The sequence below is a fragment of the Halomonas sp. BLK-85 genome (assembly GCF_044792155.1).
Taxonomy (GTDB): domain Bacteria; phylum Pseudomonadota; class Gammaproteobacteria; order Pseudomonadales; family Halomonadaceae; genus Vreelandella.
On sequence record NZ_CP087731.1, the window covers coordinates 492,469 to 516,247 of the forward strand.

At 57.6% G+C, this 23,779-nt stretch carries 22 protein-coding genes; 16 read left to right on the plus strand and 6 right to left on the minus strand.

What is annotated here, in order from left to right:
• Positions 1 to 404 precede the first annotated feature (404 nt).
• Positions 405 to 2,387, minus strand: a complete 1,983-nt coding sequence (locus LL947_RS02140) for a sigma-54-dependent Fis family transcriptional regulator (protein ID WP_499833792.1) — start codon at positions 2,385 to 2,387, stop codon at positions 405 to 407.
• Positions 2,388 to 2,731: 344 nt separating this feature from the next.
• Here LL947_RS02140 and LL947_RS02145 point away from each other — a divergent pair, with 344 nt between their 5' ends.
• From LL947_RS02145 to LL947_RS02185, 9 genes are all read left to right on the plus strand, one after another.
• Positions 2,732 to 4,543 carry an NAD(P)-binding domain-containing protein gene (locus LL947_RS02145; protein WP_499833793.1) on the plus strand — a complete coding sequence of 604 codons (1,812 nt, stop codon included), beginning with the start codon at positions 2,732 to 2,734 and terminating at the stop codon, positions 4,541 to 4,543.
• Between the two features lie 22 nt (positions 4,544 to 4,565).
• The gene (locus LL947_RS02150; RefSeq protein ID WP_499833794.1) at positions 4,566 to 5,630 is read left to right on the plus strand and encodes a 2,3-butanediol dehydrogenase; all 1,065 of its coding nucleotides are present in this window, start codon (positions 4,566 to 4,568) and stop codon (positions 5,628 to 5,630) included.
• A gap of 199 nt (positions 5,631 to 5,829) precedes the next feature.
• Positions 5,830 to 6,999, plus strand: coding sequence for an alpha-hydroxy acid oxidase (locus tag LL947_RS02155; RefSeq protein ID WP_404415855.1), 1,170 nt, complete (start codon positions 5,830 to 5,832; stop codon positions 6,997 to 6,999).
• A gap of 269 nt (positions 7,000 to 7,268) precedes the next feature.
• Entirely contained in the window at positions 7,269 to 8,765 is a 1,497-nt protein-coding gene (locus LL947_RS02160) for an alkaline phosphatase (protein ID WP_499833795.1), read from the plus strand.
• A 68-nt stretch (positions 8,766 to 8,833) separates the two neighbouring features.
• Positions 8,834 to 9,271 carry a hypothetical protein gene (locus tag LL947_RS02165; protein WP_290822260.1) on the plus strand — a complete coding sequence of 146 codons (438 nt, stop codon included), beginning with the start codon at positions 8,834 to 8,836 and terminating at the stop codon, positions 9,269 to 9,271.
• A 14-nt stretch (positions 9,272 to 9,285) separates the two neighbouring features.
• On the plus strand, positions 9,286 to 10,002 hold the full coding sequence (locus LL947_RS02170; protein WP_499833796.1) for an ABC transporter ATP-binding protein: 717 nt from the start codon (positions 9,286 to 9,288) through the stop codon (positions 10,000 to 10,002).
• On the plus strand, positions 9,995 to 11,311 hold the full coding sequence (locus LL947_RS02175; protein ID WP_290822264.1) for an FtsX-like permease family protein: 1,317 nt from the start codon (positions 9,995 to 9,997) through the stop codon (positions 11,309 to 11,311). Before LL947_RS02170 ends, LL947_RS02175 begins: the two co-directional genes overlap by 8 nt.
• Positions 11,312 to 11,327: 16 nt before the next feature.
• Complete coding sequence (locus tag LL947_RS02180) at positions 11,328 to 11,945, plus strand: copper chaperone PCu(A)C (RefSeq protein WP_290822266.1); 618 nt, start codon at positions 11,328 to 11,330, stop codon at positions 11,943 to 11,945.
• Complete coding sequence (locus tag LL947_RS02185) at positions 11,942 to 12,553, plus strand: TlpA disulfide reductase family protein (protein WP_404415870.1); 612 nt, start codon at positions 11,942 to 11,944, stop codon at positions 12,551 to 12,553. The genes LL947_RS02180 and LL947_RS02185 overlap by 4 nt, the downstream gene beginning before the upstream one ends.
• Before the next feature lie 33 nt (positions 12,554 to 12,586).
• On the opposite strand, the gene LL947_RS02190 is transcribed toward LL947_RS02185, so the two are convergent.
• Both LL947_RS02190 and LL947_RS02195 read right to left on the minus strand, forming a co-directional pair.
• On the minus strand, positions 12,587 to 12,976 hold the full coding sequence (locus LL947_RS02190) for a DUF4149 domain-containing protein (RefSeq protein WP_290822269.1): 390 nt from the start codon (positions 12,974 to 12,976) through the stop codon (positions 12,587 to 12,589).
• A gap of 160 nt (positions 12,977 to 13,136) precedes the next feature.
• The gene (locus LL947_RS02195; protein ID WP_499833797.1) at positions 13,137 to 13,943 is read right to left on the minus strand and encodes an SDR family NAD(P)-dependent oxidoreductase; all 807 of its coding nucleotides are present in this window, start codon (positions 13,941 to 13,943) and stop codon (positions 13,137 to 13,139) included.
• Positions 13,944 to 14,083: 140 nt separating this feature from the next.
• Here LL947_RS02195 and LL947_RS02200 point away from each other — a divergent pair, with 140 nt between their 5' ends.
• The 3 genes from LL947_RS02200 (at position 14,084) to LL947_RS02210 (ending at position 16,217) form a co-directional block, all read left to right on the plus strand.
• Entirely contained in the window at positions 14,084 to 15,004 is a 921-nt protein-coding gene (locus LL947_RS02200) for a cation diffusion facilitator family transporter (RefSeq protein ID WP_499833798.1), read from the plus strand.
• A gap of 10 nt (positions 15,005 to 15,014) precedes the next feature.
• Positions 15,015 to 15,386: a thiol-disulfide oxidoreductase DCC family protein gene (locus tag LL947_RS02205; protein ID WP_290822275.1), complete on the plus strand. Its 372-nt coding sequence runs from the start codon at positions 15,015 to 15,017 to the stop codon at positions 15,384 to 15,386.
• Positions 15,387 to 15,635: 249 nt separating this feature from the next.
• Positions 15,636 to 16,217 carry a nucleoside deaminase gene (locus LL947_RS02210; protein ID WP_499833799.1) on the plus strand — a complete coding sequence of 194 codons (582 nt, stop codon included), beginning with the start codon at positions 15,636 to 15,638 and terminating at the stop codon, positions 16,215 to 16,217.
• Positions 16,218 to 16,339: 122 nt separating this feature from the next.
• Here LL947_RS02210 and LL947_RS02215 read toward each other — a convergent pair whose 3' ends face one another.
• From LL947_RS02215 to LL947_RS02225, 3 genes are read right to left on the minus strand one after another with little or no spacing between them, the layout of a single operon-like run.
• A complete protein-coding gene (locus LL947_RS02215; protein WP_499833800.1) occupies positions 16,340 to 17,479 on the minus strand; it encodes a lipocalin-like domain-containing protein in 1,140 nt (379 codons plus the stop codon).
• Positions 17,476 to 19,968: an FtsX-like permease family protein gene (locus LL947_RS02220; protein ID WP_499833801.1), complete on the minus strand. Its 2,493-nt coding sequence runs from the start codon at positions 19,966 to 19,968 to the stop codon at positions 17,476 to 17,478. Before LL947_RS02220 ends, LL947_RS02215 begins: the two co-directional genes overlap by 4 nt.
• On the minus strand, positions 19,965 to 20,630 hold the full coding sequence (locus tag LL947_RS02225; RefSeq protein WP_499833802.1) for an ABC transporter ATP-binding protein: 666 nt from the start codon (positions 20,628 to 20,630) through the stop codon (positions 19,965 to 19,967). The genes LL947_RS02220 and LL947_RS02225 overlap by 4 nt, the downstream gene beginning before the upstream one ends.
• Positions 20,631 to 20,833: 203 nt before the next feature.
• Between LL947_RS02225 and LL947_RS02230 the strand changes: the two genes are divergently transcribed.
• The 4 genes from LL947_RS02230 (at position 20,834) to bioB (ending at position 23,774) form a co-directional block, all read left to right on the plus strand.
• Complete coding sequence (locus LL947_RS02230; RefSeq protein WP_499833803.1) at positions 20,834 to 21,112, plus strand: type II toxin-antitoxin system RelE/ParE family toxin; 279 nt, start codon at positions 20,834 to 20,836, stop codon at positions 21,110 to 21,112.
• Positions 21,113 to 21,122: 10 nt separating this feature from the next.
• A complete protein-coding gene (locus tag LL947_RS02235) occupies positions 21,123 to 21,413 on the plus strand; it encodes a HigA family addiction module antitoxin (RefSeq protein WP_499833804.1) in 291 nt (96 codons plus the stop codon).
• A gap of 135 nt (positions 21,414 to 21,548) precedes the next feature.
• Complete coding sequence (locus LL947_RS02240) at positions 21,549 to 22,574, plus strand: CNNM domain-containing protein (protein WP_499833805.1); 1,026 nt, start codon at positions 21,549 to 21,551, stop codon at positions 22,572 to 22,574.
• Between the two features lie 126 nt (positions 22,575 to 22,700).
• Positions 22,701 to 23,774, plus strand: a complete 1,074-nt coding sequence (bioB, locus tag LL947_RS02245) for a biotin synthase BioB (protein WP_499833806.1) — start codon at positions 22,701 to 22,703, stop codon at positions 23,772 to 23,774.
• Positions 23,775 to 23,779 lie beyond the last annotated feature (5 nt).

Sequence of the window (23,779 nt, forward strand, 5' to 3'; positions counted from 1 at the left end):
TGATAAGTCTTGTAGCAGGTAAAGGTGGTCAGGGGCTGGTATGAGTTGCATACCCCTAAAACACTGGGAACTTCAGCGTTTGGCCTCTGTCTTGTGTTTTCAGGCAGGTCACAAAAAATTCAACGTGTGGTGGAGTGATAACCGAAGGCCTTGCAAGGCAGCCTGGCGAGCCGACAGCCATGTCAGCTCAAAAAAGGCAACCTTCCAAGTTGGCGTAATCTTGCGTTTAAGTCAATCAACGGTATCAGGGATTACAGCGGTATACCTGATGTTGTGAAGTTCTGGAGCCTGTTGAGACAGCGCTTTGTTGCTCACCGCTGATGGGTAACCATCCAGCCACGCATACTACGTATAGCTATGCATCAAAAGGGCAATGGTCGCGAGTGTGATAGCAGGTCAACGTTCTAATGGTTCCAGTTGGGCGGTGTGATCCCCAGGCGTTGCATACGCCTGTAAACGGTAGGGCGGGAAATATTCAGCGTGCGAGACACAGCACTGATATTCCACTGATGTTCGCGCAACAAGCCTAAAAGTGGCTCTTCTTGATCGGGGGGGGCTGTCTGCTCAGAGCGTGCAGGAAAAGCTGTTTGCCGGGTTATACGCTGACTCAGGCACTGATCTGGAAGGTCATTCACTGTAATTTCGTCACTGTCTGCGGTGGCCAGAGCAAATCCAAGCGCATTTTTAAGCTGGCGGATATTGCCTGGCCAGGCGTAGGCAAGCAGGGCGCTGATGGCATCGGCGCGCAGGCGGGGCGGTGTATCATGGGTGCGTTCCGCAACGAGTTCATCGAACACCTGGCGAATAACGAAGTGTTTGTCTGCACGATCACGTAGGGCAGGCAAACGCAGCTGGGCGCCGTTCAGCCGGTAATAAAGATCTTCACGGAAGTCGCCGCTCTGAATCATGGCGTCAATGTCGCGATGAGTGGCAGTAATCACACGGATATCGATATTGACAGGAGCACTCGCACCGAGCGGCATCACTTCTCCTTCAGCAAGTACTCTGAGCAAGCGGGTTTGCAAGCTCAGCGGCATATCGCCTATTTCATCCAGAAACAGGGTGCCCCCGTTCGCCTGGGGAATCAGTCCACGCATCCCCTTGGCTCTCCCGCCTGTAAAGGCTCCTGCTTCATAGCCAAACAGCTCACTTTCAATCAAGGCTTCAGGAACGGCGGCGCAATTAACTGCTATGAAGGGCCCTTGAGCGCGTTGTCCACTTTGATGCAAGGCGCGTGCAACCACTTCTTTGCCTGTTCCGGTTTCACCACTGATAAGTATATTGACCCGCTTTTCGTTACGTAATTTTGCTGCAATTCTCTGCAGCTTGCGGATGTTGGGGTCATCCTCTCCCAGACGGGCCAAGGGTACCGGCAAGGTTGAGGACAGCCGTTTGAGCAGCTGGCTTTGGCTATTCTGGCGGGGCTCTAACAGGCTGATAAAATGAATTGTGTCATCCGCCCGGGTGCGAAAGGCGCGCACCTGGTCGTGGGTGGCGCTGTTAATGCTCAGCACATCGCTTATATCGCATTCAAACAGCTCTGCCAGTCTAGGCGCGGCCTCCGCCGACCAGGCTGGCCATCGCGTCTGGTGGCGATTGATCAGCTCACGCCCAACGGCGTTGGCGGCAATCACCTGGCCGTCTTCCTCAATGGCGATCAGCCCGCGCCCGTTGACGTGGACAAACTCCCGTGAGGTGTCCAGACGTACCAACAGACAGTTTCGATAGCTCTGCAGAAAATAGGCGTCTTCAATCATGCGGGCATACAGCCTTACTAATGACAGACTGAAGTTCTGGCTGTCATGTGCCGCCGGCGAATCAAGGCTGGAAATATCCAGTACAGCCATCACGTCACCGTTGGGGCTAGTGACCGGAGCCGCCGTGCAGGTCAGGGAAATATGAGAAGCATCAAAATGTTCCTGACGATGACAGATAATGGCTTGGCGATCATGCAGGCAGGTACCAACCGCACAGGTGCCGGCAAAGCGTTCATCCCAGTCGGCACCCAAGTAAAGCCCCGCCTTGCGCAACTGCTTATCATGATGCGGATCACCGCGAAATTCGACGGTAATGCCACGATGGTCGGTCAGCAACAATACATAGCCGAGTTGAGCCACCTGAGTGTAAAGCTGTTCTACCCCGGCGCGGGCCACATGCAAAAGCTCATCGACCGACTCACGGTGTTCGATCAGGGTCTGTTGGGGGACTACCCGTGCCGGGCGTGGCTGGGTGGGGTCCAGACGGTATTCATTCAGACAGCGCAGCCAGGAGCGGCGAATAGTGAGCTGCTCAGGCGCATGCTGGGGCATCCCCTCGCTAAGCTGGAAGATATGCTTGATATGTTGGCGCTGTTCAGCGTGAAGTCGAGCGGGTATTGAAGTTGACATGGCAGGCTCACAGTATGGTGATCATTATTGTTATTAAACGTTTGGCTACCTTTTAGCCTAGGTGCTGCCTTCAAGGAGTCAACGCGCCTGCTGCTCATTTGCCTACGACCTTTGTTGAGTTGTTACACCTGTAATGCCCGAGTGTAAAAAGGGTGACAGGTGTTCGCGTTGGAAAGCCTTTTCAAGGCATCTTGATTGACTTTTTAATCCAGTTTTTTCAATAATTTATGATTTTATTGAGTGGTTTGGCACACTAGCTGCATTGTCATGGGCGTGGTTGCACACAAGGCGCTTTATATAGCGCTTTCACCCAACAACAATAATGCTCGATTGGAGATCGTCTTATGACACAAGAATCCATGACACAACAAAATGCCACTGAAACGGTTCAAGCCTGGCTGAGCCAATTCGATAACGCCCTTAAAAGCGGTGATATTGCCCAGGTGACAGCGCTGTTTGCCGATGAGTGCTATTGGCGCGATTTTCTGACCTTCACCTGGAACCTTAAAACCTGTGAGGGCCGAGAGGAAATACGCGCCATGCTCGAGGCCACCTTGGCCCATACCCAGCCAACGGACTGGCAGCTGGAAGGCGAGGCCACCCAGAGCGACACTGTCTGCGAAGGCTGGGTGACCTTTAACACGGCGGTGGCTAGCGGGAAAGGCTACCTGCGCCTGAAAAACGGTAAATGCTGGACGCTATTGACTACTATGCAGGCGCTAGACGACTTTCCTGAACCGCTTAATCACCAGCGGCCTAAAGGAGCGGAACATGGTGCCAACAAGCAGCGCGAAACCTGGCAGGAAAGCCGCGCCCGTGAAGAAGCTGAGCTGGGCTATACCCAACAGCCCTATTGCGTGGTGATTGGCGGCGGTCAGGGCGGTATTGGCCTGGGCGCACGGCTCAAGCAGATGGACATTCCTACCATCATCATTGAGCGTAACCCGAAAGCGGGTGATTCCTGGCGTAACCGTTACAAATCGCTTTGTTTGCATGACCCGGTCTGGTACGACCATCTGCCGTACATGCCTTTCCCGGAAAACTGGCCGGTCTTTGCGCCCAAGGACAAACTCGGTGACTGGCTGGAAATGTACACCAAGGTGATGGAACTGAATTATTGGAGCTCCACGGAATGCCAAGGTGCCCACTATGATGATGCCGCTGGTGAATGGGTAGTCAAGGTCAACCGTGCTGGCGAGGAAATTACCCTGCGGCCCCAGCAGTTGGTCATGGCCACAGGAATGTCAGGAATGCCCAATGTGCCGAACTTTCCAGGTGCGGAAAATTTTCAGGGCGAACAGCAGCATTCCAGCCAGCACCCCGGGCCGGATGCCTACAAGGGCAAGCAGTGCGTCATCATTGGTTCGAACAATTCAGCTCACGATATTGCTGCTGCTTTGTGGGAGCATGATGCTGACGTCACCATGGTGCAGCGTTCATCAACGCATATCGTCAAGTCGGATTCCCTGATGGAGGAAGTATTGGGGCCGCTTTACTCAGAGCAGGCGGTGGAGAATGGTCTGACTCACGATCAGGCAGATATGCTCTTCGCCTCGATTCCCTATAAGGTACTGCCAGAATTCCAGCGCCCAGCCTTTGACACAGTGCGTAAGCGTGATGCTGACTTCTATCAAAGGCTGGAAGACGCCGGTTTCCTGCTTGATTTTGGCGATGATGACTCTGGCCTGTTTCTGAAATACCTGCGCCGGGGCTCTGGCTACTATATTGATGTAGGTGCCTGTGACCTGGTAGCCAGTGGTGATATCAAGCTGCGCAGCGGGGTGGGCATTGAGCATATCAACCCGCACTCGATCACCTTAAGCGACGGCAGTGAGCTGCAAGCCGACCTGATTGTCTATGCCACCGGCTATGGTTCGATGAACGGTTGGGCGGCGCGGCTGATTTCACAGGAAGTGGCGGACAAGGTGGGCAAGTGCTGGGGCTTGGGGTCCGATACCACCAAGGACCCGGGGCCATGGGAAGGTGAGTTGCGCAACATGTGGAAGCCCACCCAGCAGCAAGCGCTATGGTTCCACGGAGGCAACCTGCACCAGTCGCGTCATTACTCGCATTACCTGGCGTTGCAGCTCAAGGCACGTATGGAAGGGCTTGAAACACCGGTTTATGGCCTTCAGCCTGTTCACCACACTGCGTAATTAAATATAAGGAGCCTGGCTTATGAGTACATCCAGCATGCAGGCAGCCGTCTGGTACGCTGCCAAGGATCTTCGCGTTGAAAAAGCCGAGGTGCCCAGCATCCGCGATCCCCATGAGGTCAAGGTCAAGGTGGTCGCCTGCGGAATCTGTGGCAGCGACCTCCACGAGTACGCCGCTGGGCCGATTTTTATCCCGGTGGATGCACCCCATCCGATCAGCGGTGACAAGGCACCAATCATCATGGGTCATGAATTTGCCGGTGAAGTCGTGGACGTTGGCGACAAGGTCACCCGGGTCAAGGTGGGCGACCGGGTGGCGATCGAGCCAATTCTTTCCCCCAATAAGGATGGCGCCTACTTGATGGAGCGCTACAACCTGTCGCCGCAACTGGGCTTTCACGGATTGTCCGGCGGAGGCGGCGGTTTTTCCGAGTTCACGGTCATGGGCGAGCATATGGTGCATGTGCTGCCAGATGACCTCAGCTTTGAGCAAGGGGCCTTGGTCGAGCCTGCTGCGGTTGGGTTACATGCGGTACGCCAGAGCAGCCTGAAAGCCGGTGATAGCGCGGCTGTTTTTGGTGCCGGGCCAATTGGCCTGATGACCATTGAAGCACTGAAGGCGGCAGGGGCCGCGCAGATCTACGCGGTAGAAATTTCTGCTGCGCGTAAGGCCAAGGCGGAATCGCTGGGCGCTGTGGTCATCGACCCCGAGCAGGAAGATGCGGCTGCCAGACTGCAGGTGCTCAGCGACGGCGGCGTAGACGTGGCGTTCGAGGTCACCGGCATTCCGGCGGTACTCAACCAGGCGCTGCATAGTACCCATGCGGGTGGTGAAACCGTGGTGGTGAGTATCTGGGAAGGCGAGGCCAGTTTCCAGCCCAATGACCTGGTCATTCAGGAGCGCACCATGAAGGGGATTATTGCCTATCGGCATATCTATCCGGCGGTGATGGCGCTGATGCAGAAAGGCTACTTCCGTGCGGAAGATATGGTGACCCAGCGCATTCCTCTTGAAGCGGTGGTTGAGCAGGGGTTCGAAGCGCTGCTCAACGACAAATCCCAGGTCAAGATTATCGTTTCACCCTGAGACAATCTTCACGCTGGTGTAAGTCTGGTAAAGGCCATCAAATGATGGCCTTTCCTGTTGACAAGAATGTTTAACAACCGATTATTTTTTGTCCTTTTTGGGATACAATTATATAAGCTGTCATTCATGGTGGTAGAGGCTTTTGGACGATAGCGCAAGATGACCGAATGATCACGCATGCTGATTAACAGGAGTTGTTATGCCGGTGTATACCAATATCGAAGATCTGCGCCGCCGCTATGTGCGTCGAACCCCCAAAATGTTCTACGACTACGCGGAATCCGGCAGCTGGACAGAGCAGACCTTTCGCGAGAACACCAGCGATTTCCAGCATATCCATCTCAAACAGCGGGTAGCGGTGGATATGGCAGGGCGCTCCACCAAAAGCCAGATGATTGGCGAGGATGTGGCCATGCCGGTGGCGCTGGCGCCGGTAGGCTTGACCGGCATGCAGTCTGCTGATGGCGAGATCAAGGCGGCACGGGCCGCAGAAAAGTTTGGTGTGCCCTTTACACTCTCCACAATGTCGATCTGTTCCATTGAAGATGTCGCTGAACACACCACCAAGCCGTTCTGGTTCCAGGTTTACACGCTCAAGGACGACGACTTTATGCGCCGTCTGTTCGAGCGTGCCAAGGCGGCGAAGTGCTCGGCGATTGTAGTGACCGTTGATCTGCAGCTGCTCGGCCAACGCCACAAGGATATCAAGAACGGGCTTTCTGCTCCGCCCAAGCTGACAGTCCGCTCGATTGCCAACATGGCCACCAAGGTGCCCTGGGGGCTGGAAATGCTGCAAACCAAGCGGCGTTCCTTTGGCAATATAGTGGGCCATGCCAAAGGCGTGACAGACCCTTCCTCGCTGTCGACCTGGACAGCGGAAGCCTTTGATGTATCGCTGGATTGGAAACGTATTGCTCAGTTCAAGGAGTGGTGGGGCGGTAAGCTGATCGTCAAGGGCATCATGGACCCGATTGATGCCAAGCGGGCGGTTGAAATTGGCGCCGATGCCATCATCGTGTCCAACCATGGTGGTCGTCAGCTGGATGGTGCCGTCAGCTCGATCCGCATGCTACCCGCCATCATGGACGCAGTGGGTGATGATATCGAGGTGCACCTCGACTCTGGCATCCGTTCCGGCCAGGATGTACTCAAGGCACTGGCACTGGGGGCCAAGTCGACGTACATCGGCCGCGCCTTTACCTACGGCCTGGGGGCAGCCGGTGAAGCAGGCGTGACCAAGGCACTTGAAATTATTCATAAAGAACTGGATACCACCATGGGGCTATGTGGTGAAACCGACGTGAAAAATCTCGGTGAGCACAATCTCTATGTCCCTCAAGGCTTTGGTGACCCGACCGTCAGACTCTAGATGACAGTAATCTTTGAGTTGCCAAACGGGTAGCAAGTTGAGGGAGCAGACGTCAATATTGCCTGAAAGGGCTGCCAAATGGGCAGCCCTTTCGGTATTTGCTCCTTCCCAGCTCACTGCTCGTTGTGAATGCCATGCTTGTGTGCCGCCTGGGAATTGACTGATGAGGTCAGTAGTAAAATATTAACCTGAATGAAACAGCTATAACCCAGAACTGCAACTAATCAAAGTTAAGGTTGCAGCCTCATCCACTTGTTGAGGCTATCCCGATGCTTCGTTGCATAACTCCCCTCGCCCTGGCCACTGCTGTACTGGCATCTCCTGCTGTCGCTCAGGACGTCACCCAGACTGATAACGACTGGTTCACCGCCGGTCAGGCCCGCATTCAGGCCGAGCTTGCCAAGCAAGCCAACACCAACACTGCCAAGAACGTCATCCTGATGATCGCTGACGGCAACGGCGTCGGCACCAACTACGCCACGCGCCTGTTCATGGGTCAGCAGGAAGGCGGTCTGGGCGATGATTTCGTCCTGCCTTACGAAGAATTCCCCAACCTGGCGCTGGCCAAGACCTACAACGTCAACGCCCAGACACCAGACAGTGCCGGTACCGGTACTGCCATGATGAGCGGCGTCAAGACCAAGGCGGGCATCATCGGCGTCAACGAGAACGTTGCTCGTGGCGATTGCTCCACGCTGCCCGGCAATGAAGTCACCAGCATCACTGAAATCATGCATGGCCTGGGCAAGTCTGCCGGTTTCGTCAGCACGGCGCGGGTCACCCACGCCACCCCGGCCTCGGTTTATTCCAAGACGGTTGATCGTGGTTTCGAAGACGACTCCAAGCTGCCTGAAGGCTGCGACACCCAGAAAGACATTGCCACCCAGCTGATCGACGCCATGGAAGCCGGTCTGGTCTCGGTTGCGATGGGCGGTGGCTACCGTCACTTTGCGCCTGAGGGTGAAGAGCTACCGGTTGGTGGCACGGGCCGTCGTACCGATGGCATCAACCTGGTGGAACGTGCCACCGAGCTGGGTGCCTACCACGCCCACAACGACGAGTCGTTCGCCAATGCCCCGGTCGACGGCACGCCGCTGCTGGGTCTGTTTGAAAGCTCGCACATGATGTACTCAGCCGACCGCTTTGACGAGCCGTCACTGGCTGACATGGCCGAAGCCGCCGTCACCTCGCTGTCTAACGACGAAGATGGTTTCTTCCTGCAGGTAGAATCCGGCCGCGTTGACCACGCCAACCACGCCGGTAACCTGGCACGCGTTGTCACCGACGGCGCCGCCTTTGCTGAAGCCGTTGAGCGCGTCATCAGCATGGTCGACCTGTCCGAGACCATGGTCATCGTCACCGCTGACCACGAGCACGCCCTGGCCTTCAACGGTTATTGCGGACGCGGTTCTGACATCCTTGGACTGTGCATGGAAATCGACGGCAACGGCGTCGAGCACACCGGTGAGCCAGTGCTGGGCGCCGATGACAAGCCCTACACGGTAGCCGGATACCTGAACGGCCCGGGCTCAGTAATGACCCAGCAGCAGGACGGCAACTACTTCGGTACTCGCCCAGAGGTAACCGAAGAGCAGGCCACCGATATCGACTACATCCAGCAAGCGCTGGTGCCCAGAAGCTCTGAAACCCACGCTGGCCCTGATGTTGCCGTCTACGCGGTTGGCCCCTGGTCTCACCTGCTTAACGGCAGCATCGAGCAGAACGTGGTCTTCCACGCCATGCACTACGCCGCTAGCGCTGAGTAACCAAGGCACCATCGTCACTATCCGGGGAGGTCTTAGGCCTCCCCGGCACTGCATTGTGGAGAGTTTTCATGAACCGACGCACGTTTCTCGCCTCTGGCCTGGCTACGGCGGGCTTGCTTGTGGGCACGCCATTGGTATCTCGGCTGGCTCAGGCAGACACTGTGATCAAGCTGCGTGATCTGTATGCCCGCGATCGCGGCGTTTCCGATCTCGCCTTAAGTCTTGAAGGTAAGCGCATCACCGTGGACGGTTTCATGGCGCCACCGCTGAAGGCCGAGAGTGAATTTTTTGTCCTTACCCGAATTCCAATGGCGGTCTGCCCGTTTTGCGAGACCGAAGCCGACTGGCCGGATGACATCCTGGCCGTTTACACCAAGCGCACCGTGGATGTGGTGCCGTTCAATATCCGTTTGCAGGCCCGTGGCGTGCTGGAGCTTGGCTCCTACCGTGACCCGGAGACCGGCTTTTTGAGCATGGTGCGCCTGGCCGATGCCAGCTACAGCTGAGGGGGGCCGTTGCCATGACACTTGCGCTTGATGTGCATGCCCTTAAGGTGAGCGCCGACAGTGGCCAGCCGCTGTTGGAGATTCCTCACCTGGCACTTGCCCCCGGCCGCTCGCTAGGCATCCGCGGGCCCTCGGGTGCGGGCAAGTCGACCCTCTTGTATGCGCTTTCCGGCCTGCTTGATCGCCTGGAAGGGCATATTGGTTGGGGGGATACCAACCTGGTCGAGCTTTCTCAGCGGCGTCGCGCCGCCTTTCGCGAGCGCCATGTGGGCATGATATTTCAGGATTTCCTGCTGTTTGAGGAGCTGGATGCCTTGACCAACGCCGGGCTCTCGGCCTTGTTTCGCCCGCGCCGTGAACGCGCCGGTATCCGCGCTCGGGCGGCCGAGCATCTGCAGCGGCTGGGAATTCAGGATGCCACGCGCAGGGTGGCCAGCTTCTCTGGCGGTGAGCGCCAGCGGGTTGCCGTGGCCCGTGCTCTTGCGGCTAACCCGGATATCCTGCTGGCCGATGAACCTACCGCCAGCCTGCACCGCAGTGCCGCCGATGCGCTGAGCCAGGACCTGGTAGCGCTGGCCCGCGATGCTGGCACCAGCCTGATCGTGGTCAGCCATGACGAGCGCCTGCTGGCATGTATGGATGAGGTGCTGACGATTGCCGATGGTCGCCCGGCAGTCCCTGCTGGCGCAGATAACACTGATGCAGACAAAAGGATCGTCGACCATGCGTGATTTCTGGGATGGGCTGCCCATCGTGGCCCAGGAAATGCTGCTACTGGGGGCCTGGTTATTACCGATCCTGTTGATCGGGGCGGCACTGCTGTATGGGTTTGCGGCCACTCGCCTGATCCGCGCCATGCTGTGGCGCTTTCGCTGGGCCAACCTGACCTTTGTGGTTCTGATCGCGGTGGCGGTGGGCATGGGCAGCGCCTTGATCGCTCAGGAACGCGGGCTTCGCCAGGGCAGCGCCAAGGCCGCTGACAAGTTTGACCTGCTGGTGACCCCGCCCGGCAGCGAAATGACCATGATGCTGGCCGCCGTCTACCTCCAGCCCAGCGATGTCGGCCTGCTCGATGGCCCGACCTATCAGCAGATTGCACGCCATGAGCGGGTCGAGATTGCCGCGCCACTGGCCTTTGGCGACAGTTACCGCCAGTCACCCGTCGTCGGCACCACGGCGGAATTCACCCGCCACCTGACCGATGACAGCGTTGAGGGCAGGCTGTGGAATACGACCTATGAGGCGGTAGTCGGGGCTGCGGCAGGGCTGGCCATCGGCGACACTTTCCAGCCGTCTCACGGGGTGGGCGAAGAGGCTGGCCTGGAAGCTGACTCGCATGACGCACATTTCGAAGTGGTGGGGCGCATGCCGCGTACCGGCTCGCCCTGGGACCGCGCCATTCTGGTGCCAGTCGAGGCCGTCTGGGAGGTTCATGGGCTGGCCAACGGTCATGCGCCCGAGCGACGCGACCAGCTGGGCCCGCCCTTTGATGCCGACTACTTCCCCGGCACCCCGGCGATTATCGTCAAGGCCGAAGAACTGTGGGCCAATTACGCCTTGCGCTCAGAGTTCAGCCGCAACGAAAACACCATGGCGTTCTTCCCGGCGACCGTGCTGACCGACCTGTATCGGGTGATGGGCGATGTGCGTCAGGCGATGTCGATCACCACACTGGTGACCCAGATGCTGGTCGCCGCCAGCGTGCTGCTGGCGCTGCTGATTCTGTCCCGCCTGTTTGCCCGTCAGATGGCGCTGCTGCGCGCCTTGGGTGCTCCCAACCGCTTTTTGATGGCGGTGGTGTGGGGCTACTGTGCGGTGCTGATTCTTGGCGGCACCCTTTTAGGGCTGGGCGTTGGCCAGGGGGCGGCCAGTGTCCTGTCGGCCGTGATTACCCAGCGCACTGACATCTTGGTCGAGGCGCGTCTTGGCTGGCAGGAAATCCGCCTGGCCGCTGCCTTTGCCGGCATTACCCTGGCTTTGGCCATGCTTCCTGCCCTGGCGGTCTTGCGCCAACCCACTGTTACCCATCTAAGAAGCTGATAGCGGAGATACCCTGATGATTAAGCCTTGTGCAACTGCTGTGTCTTTCAAAACCCTTATTACGTCCCTGTTGATGATCGCGGGATTGATGGCTGTCACGGCCTTCGCCGGCGGCCATGAGCAAGGCGACACCGATCACCATGACGAACAACACGCGGATGATCACGGCCAGGATGATAGTCATGACCACGGCAGTCATGATGACGATAAGCATGACGACGAGGCCAGCCACGTCAGTGAACTAGCCAACCTCCGCGCCCTGCACGCCTGGACCAACGCCACTCGCGACAGGGACGCCCACGTCTATGTGGAGCTGGAAAACACCGGTACTGAAACCATCACCCTGACCGGTGCGCATGCCGAGCTCGCCCAAACGGCGCGGTTGACCGGTTTTCGTCTGGTCGATGGCGAGCCTCAGCATGCGCCAATCGAGGCCATGCCGCTGGATCCATCCAGCACTCTGGTGCTCTCACCCAATGGGTTGTCTATTCAGCTAAAGGGTCTCTCAAGTGCCCTGGTGGAAGGCGAGCATTTTGACGTCCACCTCGATACGGATGTTGGCAGGCTGACACTGCATGTCGAGGTTGAAAGTGCCAGTGCCCGTCAGCACGGTCATGCAGGTCATAACCATTGAAACCGCTTATTGCACTGCGCCGGTTACCACTGGCTCTGTCAGCCATCGCGTTGTTGATTTTGGTCTCGCTGCTGATTGCCCAGCCTGTCAAGGCGGCTGAACCGCTTCCGGCCCATTTGATGCAGGGTGCGATGCAGGCCTTGCAGCCAACCGAGCCGCCACGCCAGGCCCCCAGCCAGACACCGTTCGAAACCGCCGATGGGCGCGAGCTGACCCTTGAATCATTGGATGGACGCTGGCGGCTGGTAAATCTCTGGGCGACCTGGTGTGCCCCCTGTCGGGAAGAAATGCCCGCCCTGGATCGGTTGGCCAAGGCCTACTCAGGCACAGCATTTGAGGTCATTACCATTGCCTCCGGTCAGCATGATGCTTCTGAGATTGCGCGTTTCATGGATGAAAACGCTATCCGCCTGCTGCCTCGCTATCAAAGCCCGGACAGCGCTATTGCCCGTGATATTGGCGTGCTTGGCTTGCCCACCTCGGTGCTGCTTGACCCCGCCGGGCGCGAAGTTGCTCGCCTGACCGGCAGCGCCGACTGGTTCTCTGCCGAGGCCCGGGCAGTGATTGATTATCTGATAGCGCGCAGTGCATCTGCCCCTGGCAGGTGATGCCAGGGCAGGGCGTGCAAGGAGACTGACCTGCTATATAAATCGGCTGAGAACATAGGCGTTAATAACAATATGCGCGATGCCAATCACCACAGATAGCCCATGGAGTTTCTTGAATCGCGCTACTTCTCCTTCATCAGTGGCGCGATTGATAGCAGGCATCAGTACCTGGCGTGTGGGGATGACGGTCACGGCGATGAAGGCCATCAAAAGGGCAGAGATGCGATCAAATGGCCACAGCAGCGGCGCGGATATTCCTGCAACCACAAGGACAAACAGGTAAAAGTAAGGGAAGGCGCGCCTTATTGAAGCACGCGCGACGTCCGTAGGCAGTGTGGTCAACAAGAAAGCTGCAAAACCGAACGAGTAAAGAACCATCCCGCCAAACAGTAGCGCAGAGAACAACAGGGCCGCTGTGTACATCAGAATTTCTCCTTGGTGCGTTACTAAGTGTCAGCCTGAAGGCTCAGCTATCCAGAAATAAGGAGGTCGTAATGACCGCAAAGCATCTTAAGCCCTTGTGAATATACCTGTCTGTATATGCCTTGTATAGGATTTTTCAGTCTCTTTTAACGTCCGACGCTCACAGTAATTGTCGCGCATGCCACTCCCTGCCGCTAAATTCCTCGATGGGAACCTGATTAAGTAAGTCAGATAGGGCACCCCCCACCCTCTCTGGCATCAAGCAGTTTCCCTGCGCCAGACGCTGATGGAGATATTCGGCGTGAGGCAGTGCGAGTGCACTGGCGACACGGATGTGCTGGCGAAGCCCGGGAGTATCGACCATCCCCGGCTGGAAGAGGGCAACAGTGGCGGAATAAGGGGCCAGGTCGAGAATAAGCTGTTCGAACAAACGACGTAAGGCCATCTTGCTGATGCCATAGGTACCGGTACCTGGCTGCGCTTGGCGGTCAATGCCCGCACCGACAAGCACTATGCGGCAGAAATGAGCATGAGCTTGGGCGTCGTCACCAAGATAGGGTAGTAATGCCTGAATCAATCTTAGCGGGGCCATCACATTCAGTGCCAGCGCTGCCTCAAGGTCATCCGGCTTCCAATGTTGCAAATCATCGGTGGGTATCCCTATTCCCGCGCAATGGATAAAACCTTCCAGCCTGAATGAGTGGCTGTGTAATGTGCGGCGCAGGCCGCTGATCACCGCATCGCATTCCTGGCGATGGGCAAGGTCCCCGGCAATGGTAATAAAGGTGCCTTGCGGGTGTTGCTGACGCAACTGGGTCATCATGGCTTCCAGTGGGGCCTTGCGGCGCGCCAGCAGTATCAGGGCCTTGCCCTGCTCAGCGAGTTTCTCAGCAGTGGCACTGCCAATACCGCTGCTGGCGCCGGTAATGATGACAGCCTCAATGCCGGGGTGTGCAACCTCTGTCATGTCCTGTCTCCTGGACGATCGCTAGCGGGTCGTTGAATTCAAACTGTGAAGGCGTCAATGTCCTAGTATCAGTATCAAGAAGGTATTGATAACAAGTGTGCGACGGCTGATTCAGCGCTTCAACAATAAAGGTGTGTTATATGGAACATCATCACCATCACCATCTGGACCCGGAATCCGGTGATCGTCGGGTCAGTATTGCCATTTGGGCAAATGGACTCCTGACTCTGGCGCAGCTGGTGGGTGGCGTGCTGGCAGGCAGCCTGGCGCTGATTGCTGATGCGCTGCACAACTTTTCGGATATGGCCGCGCTGGTGATTGCGTTTGCCGCCCGCAAGATTGCCCGCCGCCCGGCAGATGCACAGATGACTTTTGGCTATGGTCGCATCGAGATTGTCGCGGCGCTGATCAACTACACCACGCTGATTCTTATTGGTGCCTTTCTGATCTACGAAGGCGTGATGCGTCTGGTTGACCCGCCGGACATTCAGGGGTGGATCATTGTGATTATCGGCGGTGTTGCTCTGTTTGTGGATGCGCTGACCGCCTGGCTGACCTGGTCGATGCAGAAAGGCAGTATCAATATACGCGCCCTGTTTGTGCATAATCTCTCGGATGCGTTTGCCTCGGTTGCGGTCATTATCGGCGGTAGCCTCATTCTGCTTTATGACCTGCGCTGGGTAGATCCGGCGATTACCATCGGCATCGCGCTATACATTCTCTACCTGGCGCTCAGCGAAATCGGTGGCCCGATCCGTACTCTGATGCTCGGCTCGCCGCCTGATATCGACGGTGAGGCGGTGATCGCACTGATGCGTGACCTTGATGGCGTTGAAGATGTCCACCATGTTCATCTCTGGCAGATGCAGGAACATATCGCCGCGCTTGACTGTCATGTCGTGGTCAGTGAAGCCAACTGGCAGCATCTGGAAAACATCAAGGCAGCTATCAAGACCCGCCTGAAAGCGCAGTTTGGCATTGGCCATTCCAGCCTGGAGTTCGAACATATCGATCATGCCCACCAGGGGGCTTCGCTTTATGGACACGACCACCCAAGCTAAGGAGTTGACTATGGCGGACCTGCCGCCCCTTAAGGTTTACTACGACGCTGCCTGCCCGGGTTGCCGCCGCGACCGGGTGCGCTATGAGCGCTGGGCAGGCGAGACAGGGCGCGATGTCATCTGGTGTGATCTCAATCAGCACCACGAACAGCTTCGCGAAAAAGGCATTGACCCGCAGGCGGCGCTGATGTCGCTGCATGTTGAAGATGCCCAGGGCGAGATACATGAAGGAATGACCGCCTACATCATCCTGATGCGTCGGGTGCCGCGCCTGAAACCGCTGGCCTGGCTGATCGGCCTGCCAGGTATCAATCAGGGGCTGCGTTACCTCTATGATCACTGGGTCAGGCGGCGGCTGAAACGTGAAGGGCGTCTACCTTAGGGCCCTGTCCCTTCGGGGTGCGCGTCAAAGTATGCCATGCAGCGTTGCGCCACTCGGTAAGAGCACGACGATTGCCGTCGTGTCGCGCCTTGCCTGACGCCCTTTGGCGCAGCAACACGGTTCGCGATGAAACGTCAACAGGCCCTGTGTGGCTGTGATTCTTATGGATATGGCGGCGCCGCATGCGTCCGGTCCAGAGGCAATGACAGCTTGCTGATAAGATGACCCATTACGAAAAGGACATAGCGCATGGTCTCCCAACAGAGCAGTGTTTTATTAGACGCGACGACAGCGGTTAACAAGGCGGCATTGCAGGCGATAGCCTATATGCCGACGCAGCACCTAGATGCCTTGATGGACGATGAATTTGCACAGCGCCTGACAGATGCCCACCTGATGCGTATCGCGGTGATGCTGGCGCAGAAAAGTGCCAATGAAGGCGGTTGCCCGATCGGGGCTGTCATTATTGATAATGCGACCCGCCGGATTGTGGGTAAAGGGCACAATACGCTGGTTCAGGAAAGTCATCCCTATAATCATGGCGAAACAGCTGCCATGCGCGATGCCGGGCGCGTCAACTTTGCGCAAACGACGCTTTTCACCTCCTTAAGCCCCTGTGAAATCTGTGCCACCTTGCTGCATATGCGGGGGGTCTCTCGCGTGGTGATAGGCGATGTAACAAATGCGTCAGGAAACGAAGCGCTACTGCGTGAAAAGGGCGTACGCGTCGATATTCTGGAAGATCAACAAGGAATAGAACTTTATTCAGGCTTTCGGGCAGACAAACCAGCGCTGGAGCGTGAAGACTGGCAAGGCGTACAGGCAAGGTAGATACTGGATAAAAGCACCGATGACTGAGGCCTTCCTGACGGACACCGCAGTCGGTACTGGCTTCTCAGGTACATGCGTTAAATCTTCACCGCCCAGTCGTTTGCAGAGGGCGAAGCAGTAAATTAATAGCCCGTCATTTCCAGGTAGCCCACGCCCATGGCTGCCTGGGAGCTGGCATCACGCACAACGACCTCTCCTTCCCAATAGGGAACCGAGGTGTCCATCCAGCGGTTGGGGTGGCGGGCTTCCACCTCCAGCTGCAGGTCTCCTTCAGGGAGGCGAAGCGCCCAGCGGGTGGGAACGCTTCGCCCGGCGACCGGCTGCTCTTTCAATGGGGTCAAGATGACTGTGTCAGGGCCTTTCTGCAGCGTGCGACCGTCGGTGCCTATCAGGTGAGCAAACTGGTAGTCGCCGCCGTCTTTGCCGCCTCCTCGCAATCGATAGGCCATCAGCTTGCGGCCATCGTCCAGATGCAGCGAAAACCAGTCCCAGCCGCTTTGCTGGCCGGAGATAAGCTGGCTGCCCCATTCCCTGTCCAGCCAGCCCTGGCCGCTTACCTGCTGGGTTTCACCCTTGAGCGTCACCTGCCCTGTGATCTGCAGGAACGGCTGGCTGTAGTAGTGGGTGCCCTGGCCTTCAACCGTCTTGGCATTGAAACCGTTCTGGCCGTGCAGCACCAGCGGGCCTTGTGCTGTCAGGGTCAGTTCATACCCTGAACGTTCTTCACCTTCACCGCTGTAGGCGCTCAATTCAAAGCGCTTAAAGTCGGCCTGGGGCGGGCTTTGAAAGGTCCAGTCATCCAGCCAGGCCTGGAAAGGCGCGGCGATCACTCCGGCCTGACCATCGTCATGGGCACTGTGGCTGCGGGCAAAGCGCTCGGCGGCGATATGCGCTTCCCCGCGTGAAATCCCCATATGCGCCATCCACACCTGATCAGCGGCCCATTCGGAAGGTTCGGGGCGCTCATCCGGTGGCATCAGGGCCTGGCGAAACAGCGTCCATTGCAAACCCAGTGGCTCGCCCTGGTCATTTTCAAGATTGGCAGTAAGGTACCACCACTCGATGCGGTAATCAGGATGCGGGCCATGGTCAGTCGGAAAGGTCAAGGGGGTCTCCGCGCTGGCCTGTGCATAGGCAGAAGCATCGTCGCCAAGGCCGGCAAAACCCTGCGTGGCGGCGCTATCGGTGGTGTCTTCCTGGCAGCCGGCAAGTATTCCTGTCAGGGCCGCCACACCCAGTATGAATAGGTAGACAGACTTCATGTGCTTCCCTCATTGAGTATGGCTCGGGGCGAGGTACGCCACAGTTTGATCGCGGGCAGCGCTGCAGCCAGCAAAGCCACGGCCACTGCCGTGGCCAGGGTAGCAACAATACTCCAAGGGAACATGATCAAGGGCAACCGCCAGCCAAACGCCGCCACATTGATAATGGCGACCAGCACCCAGGTAATCGCAATACCCAGCGGAATGGCAGCCACTGCCGTCAGCAGGGCCAGGCCGCCCAGCTGGTAAAGCGGTAACAACGCCAGCTTGCGTCGGGAGACCCCCATGGCCCATAGCGGTGCTACCTGGCGCTGGCGCTCTCGGGCCTGGGCCAGGAGGGTCGCCAGCAGGGCCAGAGCCGCAACGCCCAGGGTCAATACATTCAAAGCGCGGGTGATGGTGAAGGTACGCTCGAAAATCCGCGTGGCCAGCTCCTTGACCTCTCGCTGATTGATCAGCGCTTCCTCGCTCAGGTCGAAGCGTTCGGTCAAGGCCTGGTGAAACGTCGTTGGATCAACTGTGTTATCCAGCACCAGTCCCAGCGAGGCCAACTCGCCGCTGAAGTCTTCCAAGAGCGTCTGGATCGGCATCAACAGCTGGCCGCGGGGATTGCCGTAATCGGGGTAGATGGCGGCAATGCTGACGGTGACCGGGCCGTTGCGGGATGCCAGCATGACGCTATCGCCCGGCGTCAGCTGCGCCGCCACCGCCAACTGTTCGTTGATAAATACGCTCTGACCTGTGCTGAAGGCCGACCAGGCCTGAGTTGACCCCTTGATGGTTTCTATCAGTGGCCACTGATCCGTGAGGGCAGGCACGGGCGCAATGCCAAACAGGGCTACTTCACGCTGCTCGGCCTGGGTGTTACTGGAAGCAGGCGTCAGTTGGCTGCTGCCCTGGGCAGTGGGCAGCGTGCTCGTCACTTCTGGTTGGGCATCCAGCCATTCCAGCATGGGCGAGAGCGTCGAGGGGGCGGCGTTAACATATAAAGGCGCCGCCAGACGCTGATCCAACCACTCCAGAAAGGTCAGACGAAACCCGCCCACCATGCTACTCACACCCAGATTGGTGGCCAGGGCAATCAGCAGGGCCATCATGGCCAATGACAGACGCGGCAGCTGTAGCTGGCAGTCTGCCACTGCCCAGTGAGCCAAGGGACGATGGTGAAGATATCCCTGTAGACCTTGCAGCAGTATGTTCAGCAAGGGGGGCAGGGCCAGGGCGCTGAACAGTAAAAGTGTTGCCACCAGCGCAAAGCTGCCCAATAGTCCCTCGCCGGGCGGCTGGGATCTGATCCACACCAGTATTCCAACGGCTAAAACAGCCGACACCATGGCACCTTGCAGCATACGCTTAAGCTGGCGCTGATACCCCTGACGCCAGGCCTGAGCTTGCCCCAGGGCCAGGATATTCAAGCGCGCGGCCCGCCATAGCATGCTGCTGCCGGCCAGCAGCAAACCGCCCAGGGTGACGCCGATACTGCCCAGCCAGTAATGCCAGGGCAGCGCCAGGCGGCGGCTGACATCGGCCTGATAGAGGGAGGTCAGGGTAGTGGCCACATCCGGTAATAGCTGGCTGGCCAGCCATAATCCGCTGATCAGGCCCAGGCCAGCCCCCAGCAGGCCGAGCAGCAAAAGCTCCAGGGCAATGGCCAACACCAGAGTCAGCGCTGGTACGCCCAGCGCCCGGAGCGTTCGCAGCGTGGCCATACGTTGTTCCATGGCCAGCCCCAATGCGGCCTGAACAATAAACAGGCCCACCACCAGGGAAAGCAGCGCCAGGGCCATCAGGTTAAGGTGGAAGCTGTCCGTCAGTTGGCCGGGGGAGGCAATTGAAGCCGCCCGGGTCAAACGGAAGCCCTCGGGCGGGCTTGCCAGCGCACCAGGTGGGGTGACCAGTTGGCTCAGAGCTGCGCCGCTGTCCAGCAGTTGAGCGGCAGCGGCAATATCCATCACCAGGGTGTTGGGCGGCAGATCCGGGCGTAACGCTAGAGGGGGGAGCGTCTGGCCACTGGCGGTGACTGGTCTGGCGTTTTGTGCTTTATCTGTGGAAATGCCGAGCGTGTTGAGCGTCTCGGGCGCCAGCTGGGTTTGCCAGGGCGGCGTGAAGAACGCTGTTAACGAGGCGCCTGCGTCACTGCCTAACGCATTATTGGCAGGCAGACTGAAGATATCCATGCCGATCACCGTCAGGCGCTGCTCGCCAATCTGGAGGCTGCCTTCGATCAGCGGCGATACCGGCCATCCTGCGCGGCGCTGGGTGAGGTAATCGTCCCGGGTCAGTGGCGCACCGTCGCGGCGAGTCAGCTGGTCAACGTCTGAGCTGAACAGCGCATTGGCGCGGGCATAGCTGTCCTTGGCAGTGGCGTTGACCGCCTGTACGCTGCTCCACAGGGCGCTCGCCACCCATAGGCCCAGCAGCAACATGGCCAGCTGGCCAGGGTGGCGGCGGTAATGGCCGAGCAGGGTGAGCAGGACGCGCCAGATCATGCCAGTTCATCCAGCAGGTGGCCACGTTGCAGGCGAACCAGCCTGTCCAGCGGGGCGGCAACGCGGGCGCTATGGGTAACCATCAAGAGGGCACAGCGGGTTTCGGCCACCAGTTCCAGCAGTAAGCCAAGCACAGTGTCGGCGCTTTGCTCATCCAGGTTGCCGGTGGGTTCATCGGCCAATAGTAAGCGTGGGCGAACGGCCAGGGCGCGCCCGATGGCCAGCCGCTGCTGCTGGCCACCGGAAAGCTGCTCAGGGTAAACGCCTTCCCGGCCACTCAGCCCCAATCGATGGATCAAGTGGTTTGTCCATTCAGGGTCTTCACGTTGCGCCAGCCGTGCCTGCAGGCGCAGGTTATCAACCACCTTTAAACTGGGCACCAGATGAAACTGCTGAAACACCAGGCCCAGCTGGTGGCAGCGCAGCTGGGCCCGGGCAGCGTCATCCAGCTGCGCCAGGTTCTGGCCATCGAGATGAACGCTGCCCTGATCAGGAACGTCCAGCCCGGCTGCCAGATGTAACAGCGTGGATTTACCGCTCCCGGATTCCCCCATCAGTGCCAGGCTTTCACCTTTATCCAGGCTTAGATCAATGCCGTTAAGCACTGGCAGCTCGCCCTGTGGTGTGCTGAAGGCTTTATGTACCTGACGCAGGCTCAGCATGCATGGCTCCTGATGGTGTAAATAGGAATAAAGTATACAATATCTATACATTAATTCCATTCAGTAAGAGTATGGTATGGTTTGAACGGCCGAAAAGCCATGGTGTTAGCTGCGAACAATTGATTTTGCCGCTGCTTGACTCTTCAGCTGCTTCAGACGCTAGCCCTGATTGCATTGTGTGATGTAAAACATCACAATAAGGAATGATCATCAGCTTTCAGCACAAAGGACTGCGTGCCTTTTTCGAGACGGGGTCGATGAAAGGGATTCGCCACGATCATGCCAAACGGCTAGGCCGAATTCTGGCATTGTTGGATCATGCCGAAGAACCTGAAGCGGTCAATCTCCCAGGATGGCGCTTGCACCCGCTAAAGGGCGAACGAGCCGGGTTCTGGTCGATTACCGTCAGTGGTAACTGGCGAGTGATTTTTTGCTTCACCGGCCCAGATGTTGAGCTGGTTGATTATCTGGATTACCACTAGGAGGTTTGTTATGACACCTATGTACAATCCCCCGCATCCTGGTGAAACGCTTCGTGAAGATGTGCTTCCTGAGCTGGGTGTTAGTATCACGGAAATGGCTCGACGCCTGGGGCTTGCACGTGAAACGCTGTCACGGATACTTCACGGGCACGCACCGATTAGCCCTGATCTGGCGGTTCGCCTTGAACGCGCCGGTATTGGTCGAGCGCGCACCTGGCTGGCAGCACAAAGCGATTACGACCTGTGGCAGGCAGAGCATCGTGCTCAGCCAATTATTGAGCCTTTTGCCAGGTTGGCGTAAGAGAACCCTTTCTCAATGCATAATGTAAGTCGAATAAAAAGTGCCTGAAACATGTGGTTGAACAATTGATTTTGCCGCTGCCTGGCCCTATGAACACTTCAGACGCTTTCCTTCATCCTTCACTCATGGACGCTTATGTTCCTGCTTGTATTGACCGCCACCCTGTCGATTGGCTTCTCCTTTTTATGTTCGATTCTTGAAGCGGCGCTGCTATCGATTACCCCCAGCTACATTGCCAAACTCAAGGAAGAGCAACCTCGTCTGCATGCCGCCTTGGTCGAGCTGAAAGCCAATATTGACCGTCCGCTGGCGGCGATTCTTACCCTGAATACCATCGCCCATACGGTGGGCGCCACAGCAGTAGGTGCCCAGGCGGCGGTGGTGTTTGGTGAGGCATCCATCGGGATTGTTTCGGCGGTGATGACCATGCTGATTCTGATTCTTTCGGAAATTATCCCCAAAACCATTGGTGCCACCTATTGGCGCGGCCTGGCGCCCTGGCTGCCCAAGATACTCAAGCCGATGATTGTGATGCTATTGCCGTTTATCTGGATGTCAGAGCAGATTACCCGTCGGCTGGGAAAATCCGAGCATGACGTAGACCTGCGCGATGAAATCAAGGTGCTGGCCCGGGTCGGACTCGAAGAGAAGGTACTGGACGCTGATGAGTCGCGCACCATTACTAATATGCTCAACCTGCATGATATCCCGGTCAGCAAGGCAATGACCCCACGTACCGTGTGTGAAACCGTGCCGCCACACATGACAGTAGCCGAGTTTGATGCAACCTATGGCAAGTCGCCGTTCACCCGTTTTCCGGTGATGGATAACGGTGAGCAGGCTTTTGGCTATGTTCACAAAGCGGATATGTATCAGGCCGAGGATGATCAGATCATGAAGGTGCTGATGCACCCGATTGCCAGTGTGGATATTTCCCATAACGTCGAGCAGGTATTTACTGCCATGCTGCATGACCGCCTGCATATGCGCGTTATCTACGATGAGCACGGCACCTTTGTCGGCCTGATCACCCTGGAAGATATTATCGAGACCATTCTTGGCCAGGATATCGTCGATGAAACCGACCATGTGGATAACCTGCGCAGCTACGCCAAGCAGCAATGGCTCAAGCGCATCAAACATGCCCGAGGGGATGAATAGCAGGGCAGGTGAGAATCTTTTGGGTAGTACGTTCATTTATAGTAAACCTTGAATTTATATAAAGTTGACACTGCTGGCACTCCATCGCTAGAGTTGGTTAACTTTTAAAATTAAAAAGGTTTACTTGTGACCGACGCTGCTTTCAATAACCCTGCTCCACGCCACGATTGGTCGCTGGACGAGATCAGAGCGCTATTTGCGCTACCCTTTAACGATCTGCTGTTCAAGGCGCAGCAAGTGCATCGCGCGCACTTCGATGCCAACGCGGTGCAAGTGTCTACCCTGCTGTCGATCAAGACCGGCGCCTGTCCGGAAGACTGCAAATACTGCCCCCAATCTGGTCACTACAACACCCAACTCGAAAAAGAGAAGCTGCTGGAAGTTGACAAAGTCGTGGCCCAGGCGAAGGCGGCCAAGGCAGCCGGCGCCAGCCGTTTCTGTATGGGTGCCGCCTGGCGCAGCCCCCGGGATAAAGACTTACTGCTGGTCGAAGAGATGGTACGCCAGGTGAAAGCGCTGGGTCTGGAAACCTGCATGACACTGGGTATGGTCAACGGTGATCAGGCTAGCCGCCTGGCAGCGGCGGGGCTGGATTATTACAATCATAATCTGGATACCTCCCCCGACTTTTACGGCGAGATCATCACCACGCGGACCTTCGGCGACCGCCTGGATACCCTGGCTACCGTGCGCGAAGCGGGCATGAAAGTATGTGCTGGCGGTATTCTCGGCATGGGGGAAAGTGCCCGGGACCGCAGTGCCTTGCTACAGCAGTTGGCAAAGCTGTCGCCGCACCCGGAATCCGTGCCGATCAATATGCTGGTAAAAGTGCCGGGTACACCGCTGGAAAACGTTGAAGATCTTGACCCCCTTGAGTTTATCCGCGCCATTGCTGTGGCACGCATCATGATGCCGCAAAGCCACGTACGCCTCTCCGCTGGCCGCGAGCAGATGAGTGAATCAACGCAAGCGCTGGCCTTCCTGGCCGGGGCCAACTCGATCTTCTACGGCGATAAACTCCTGACTACCGGCAACCCCCAAGCCGACCGCGACCGCGCGCTGTTTGCCAAACTGGGCCTGCACCCGGAGCGCCGCGATACCTGTGAAGATGACACGGCTCATGCCCAACGACTCACTCAACAAGCCGAGCATGCTGCGCGGGCAGAACGGGCCGCTGCACTGGCAGTTGAGGCTCAGTGATGGGA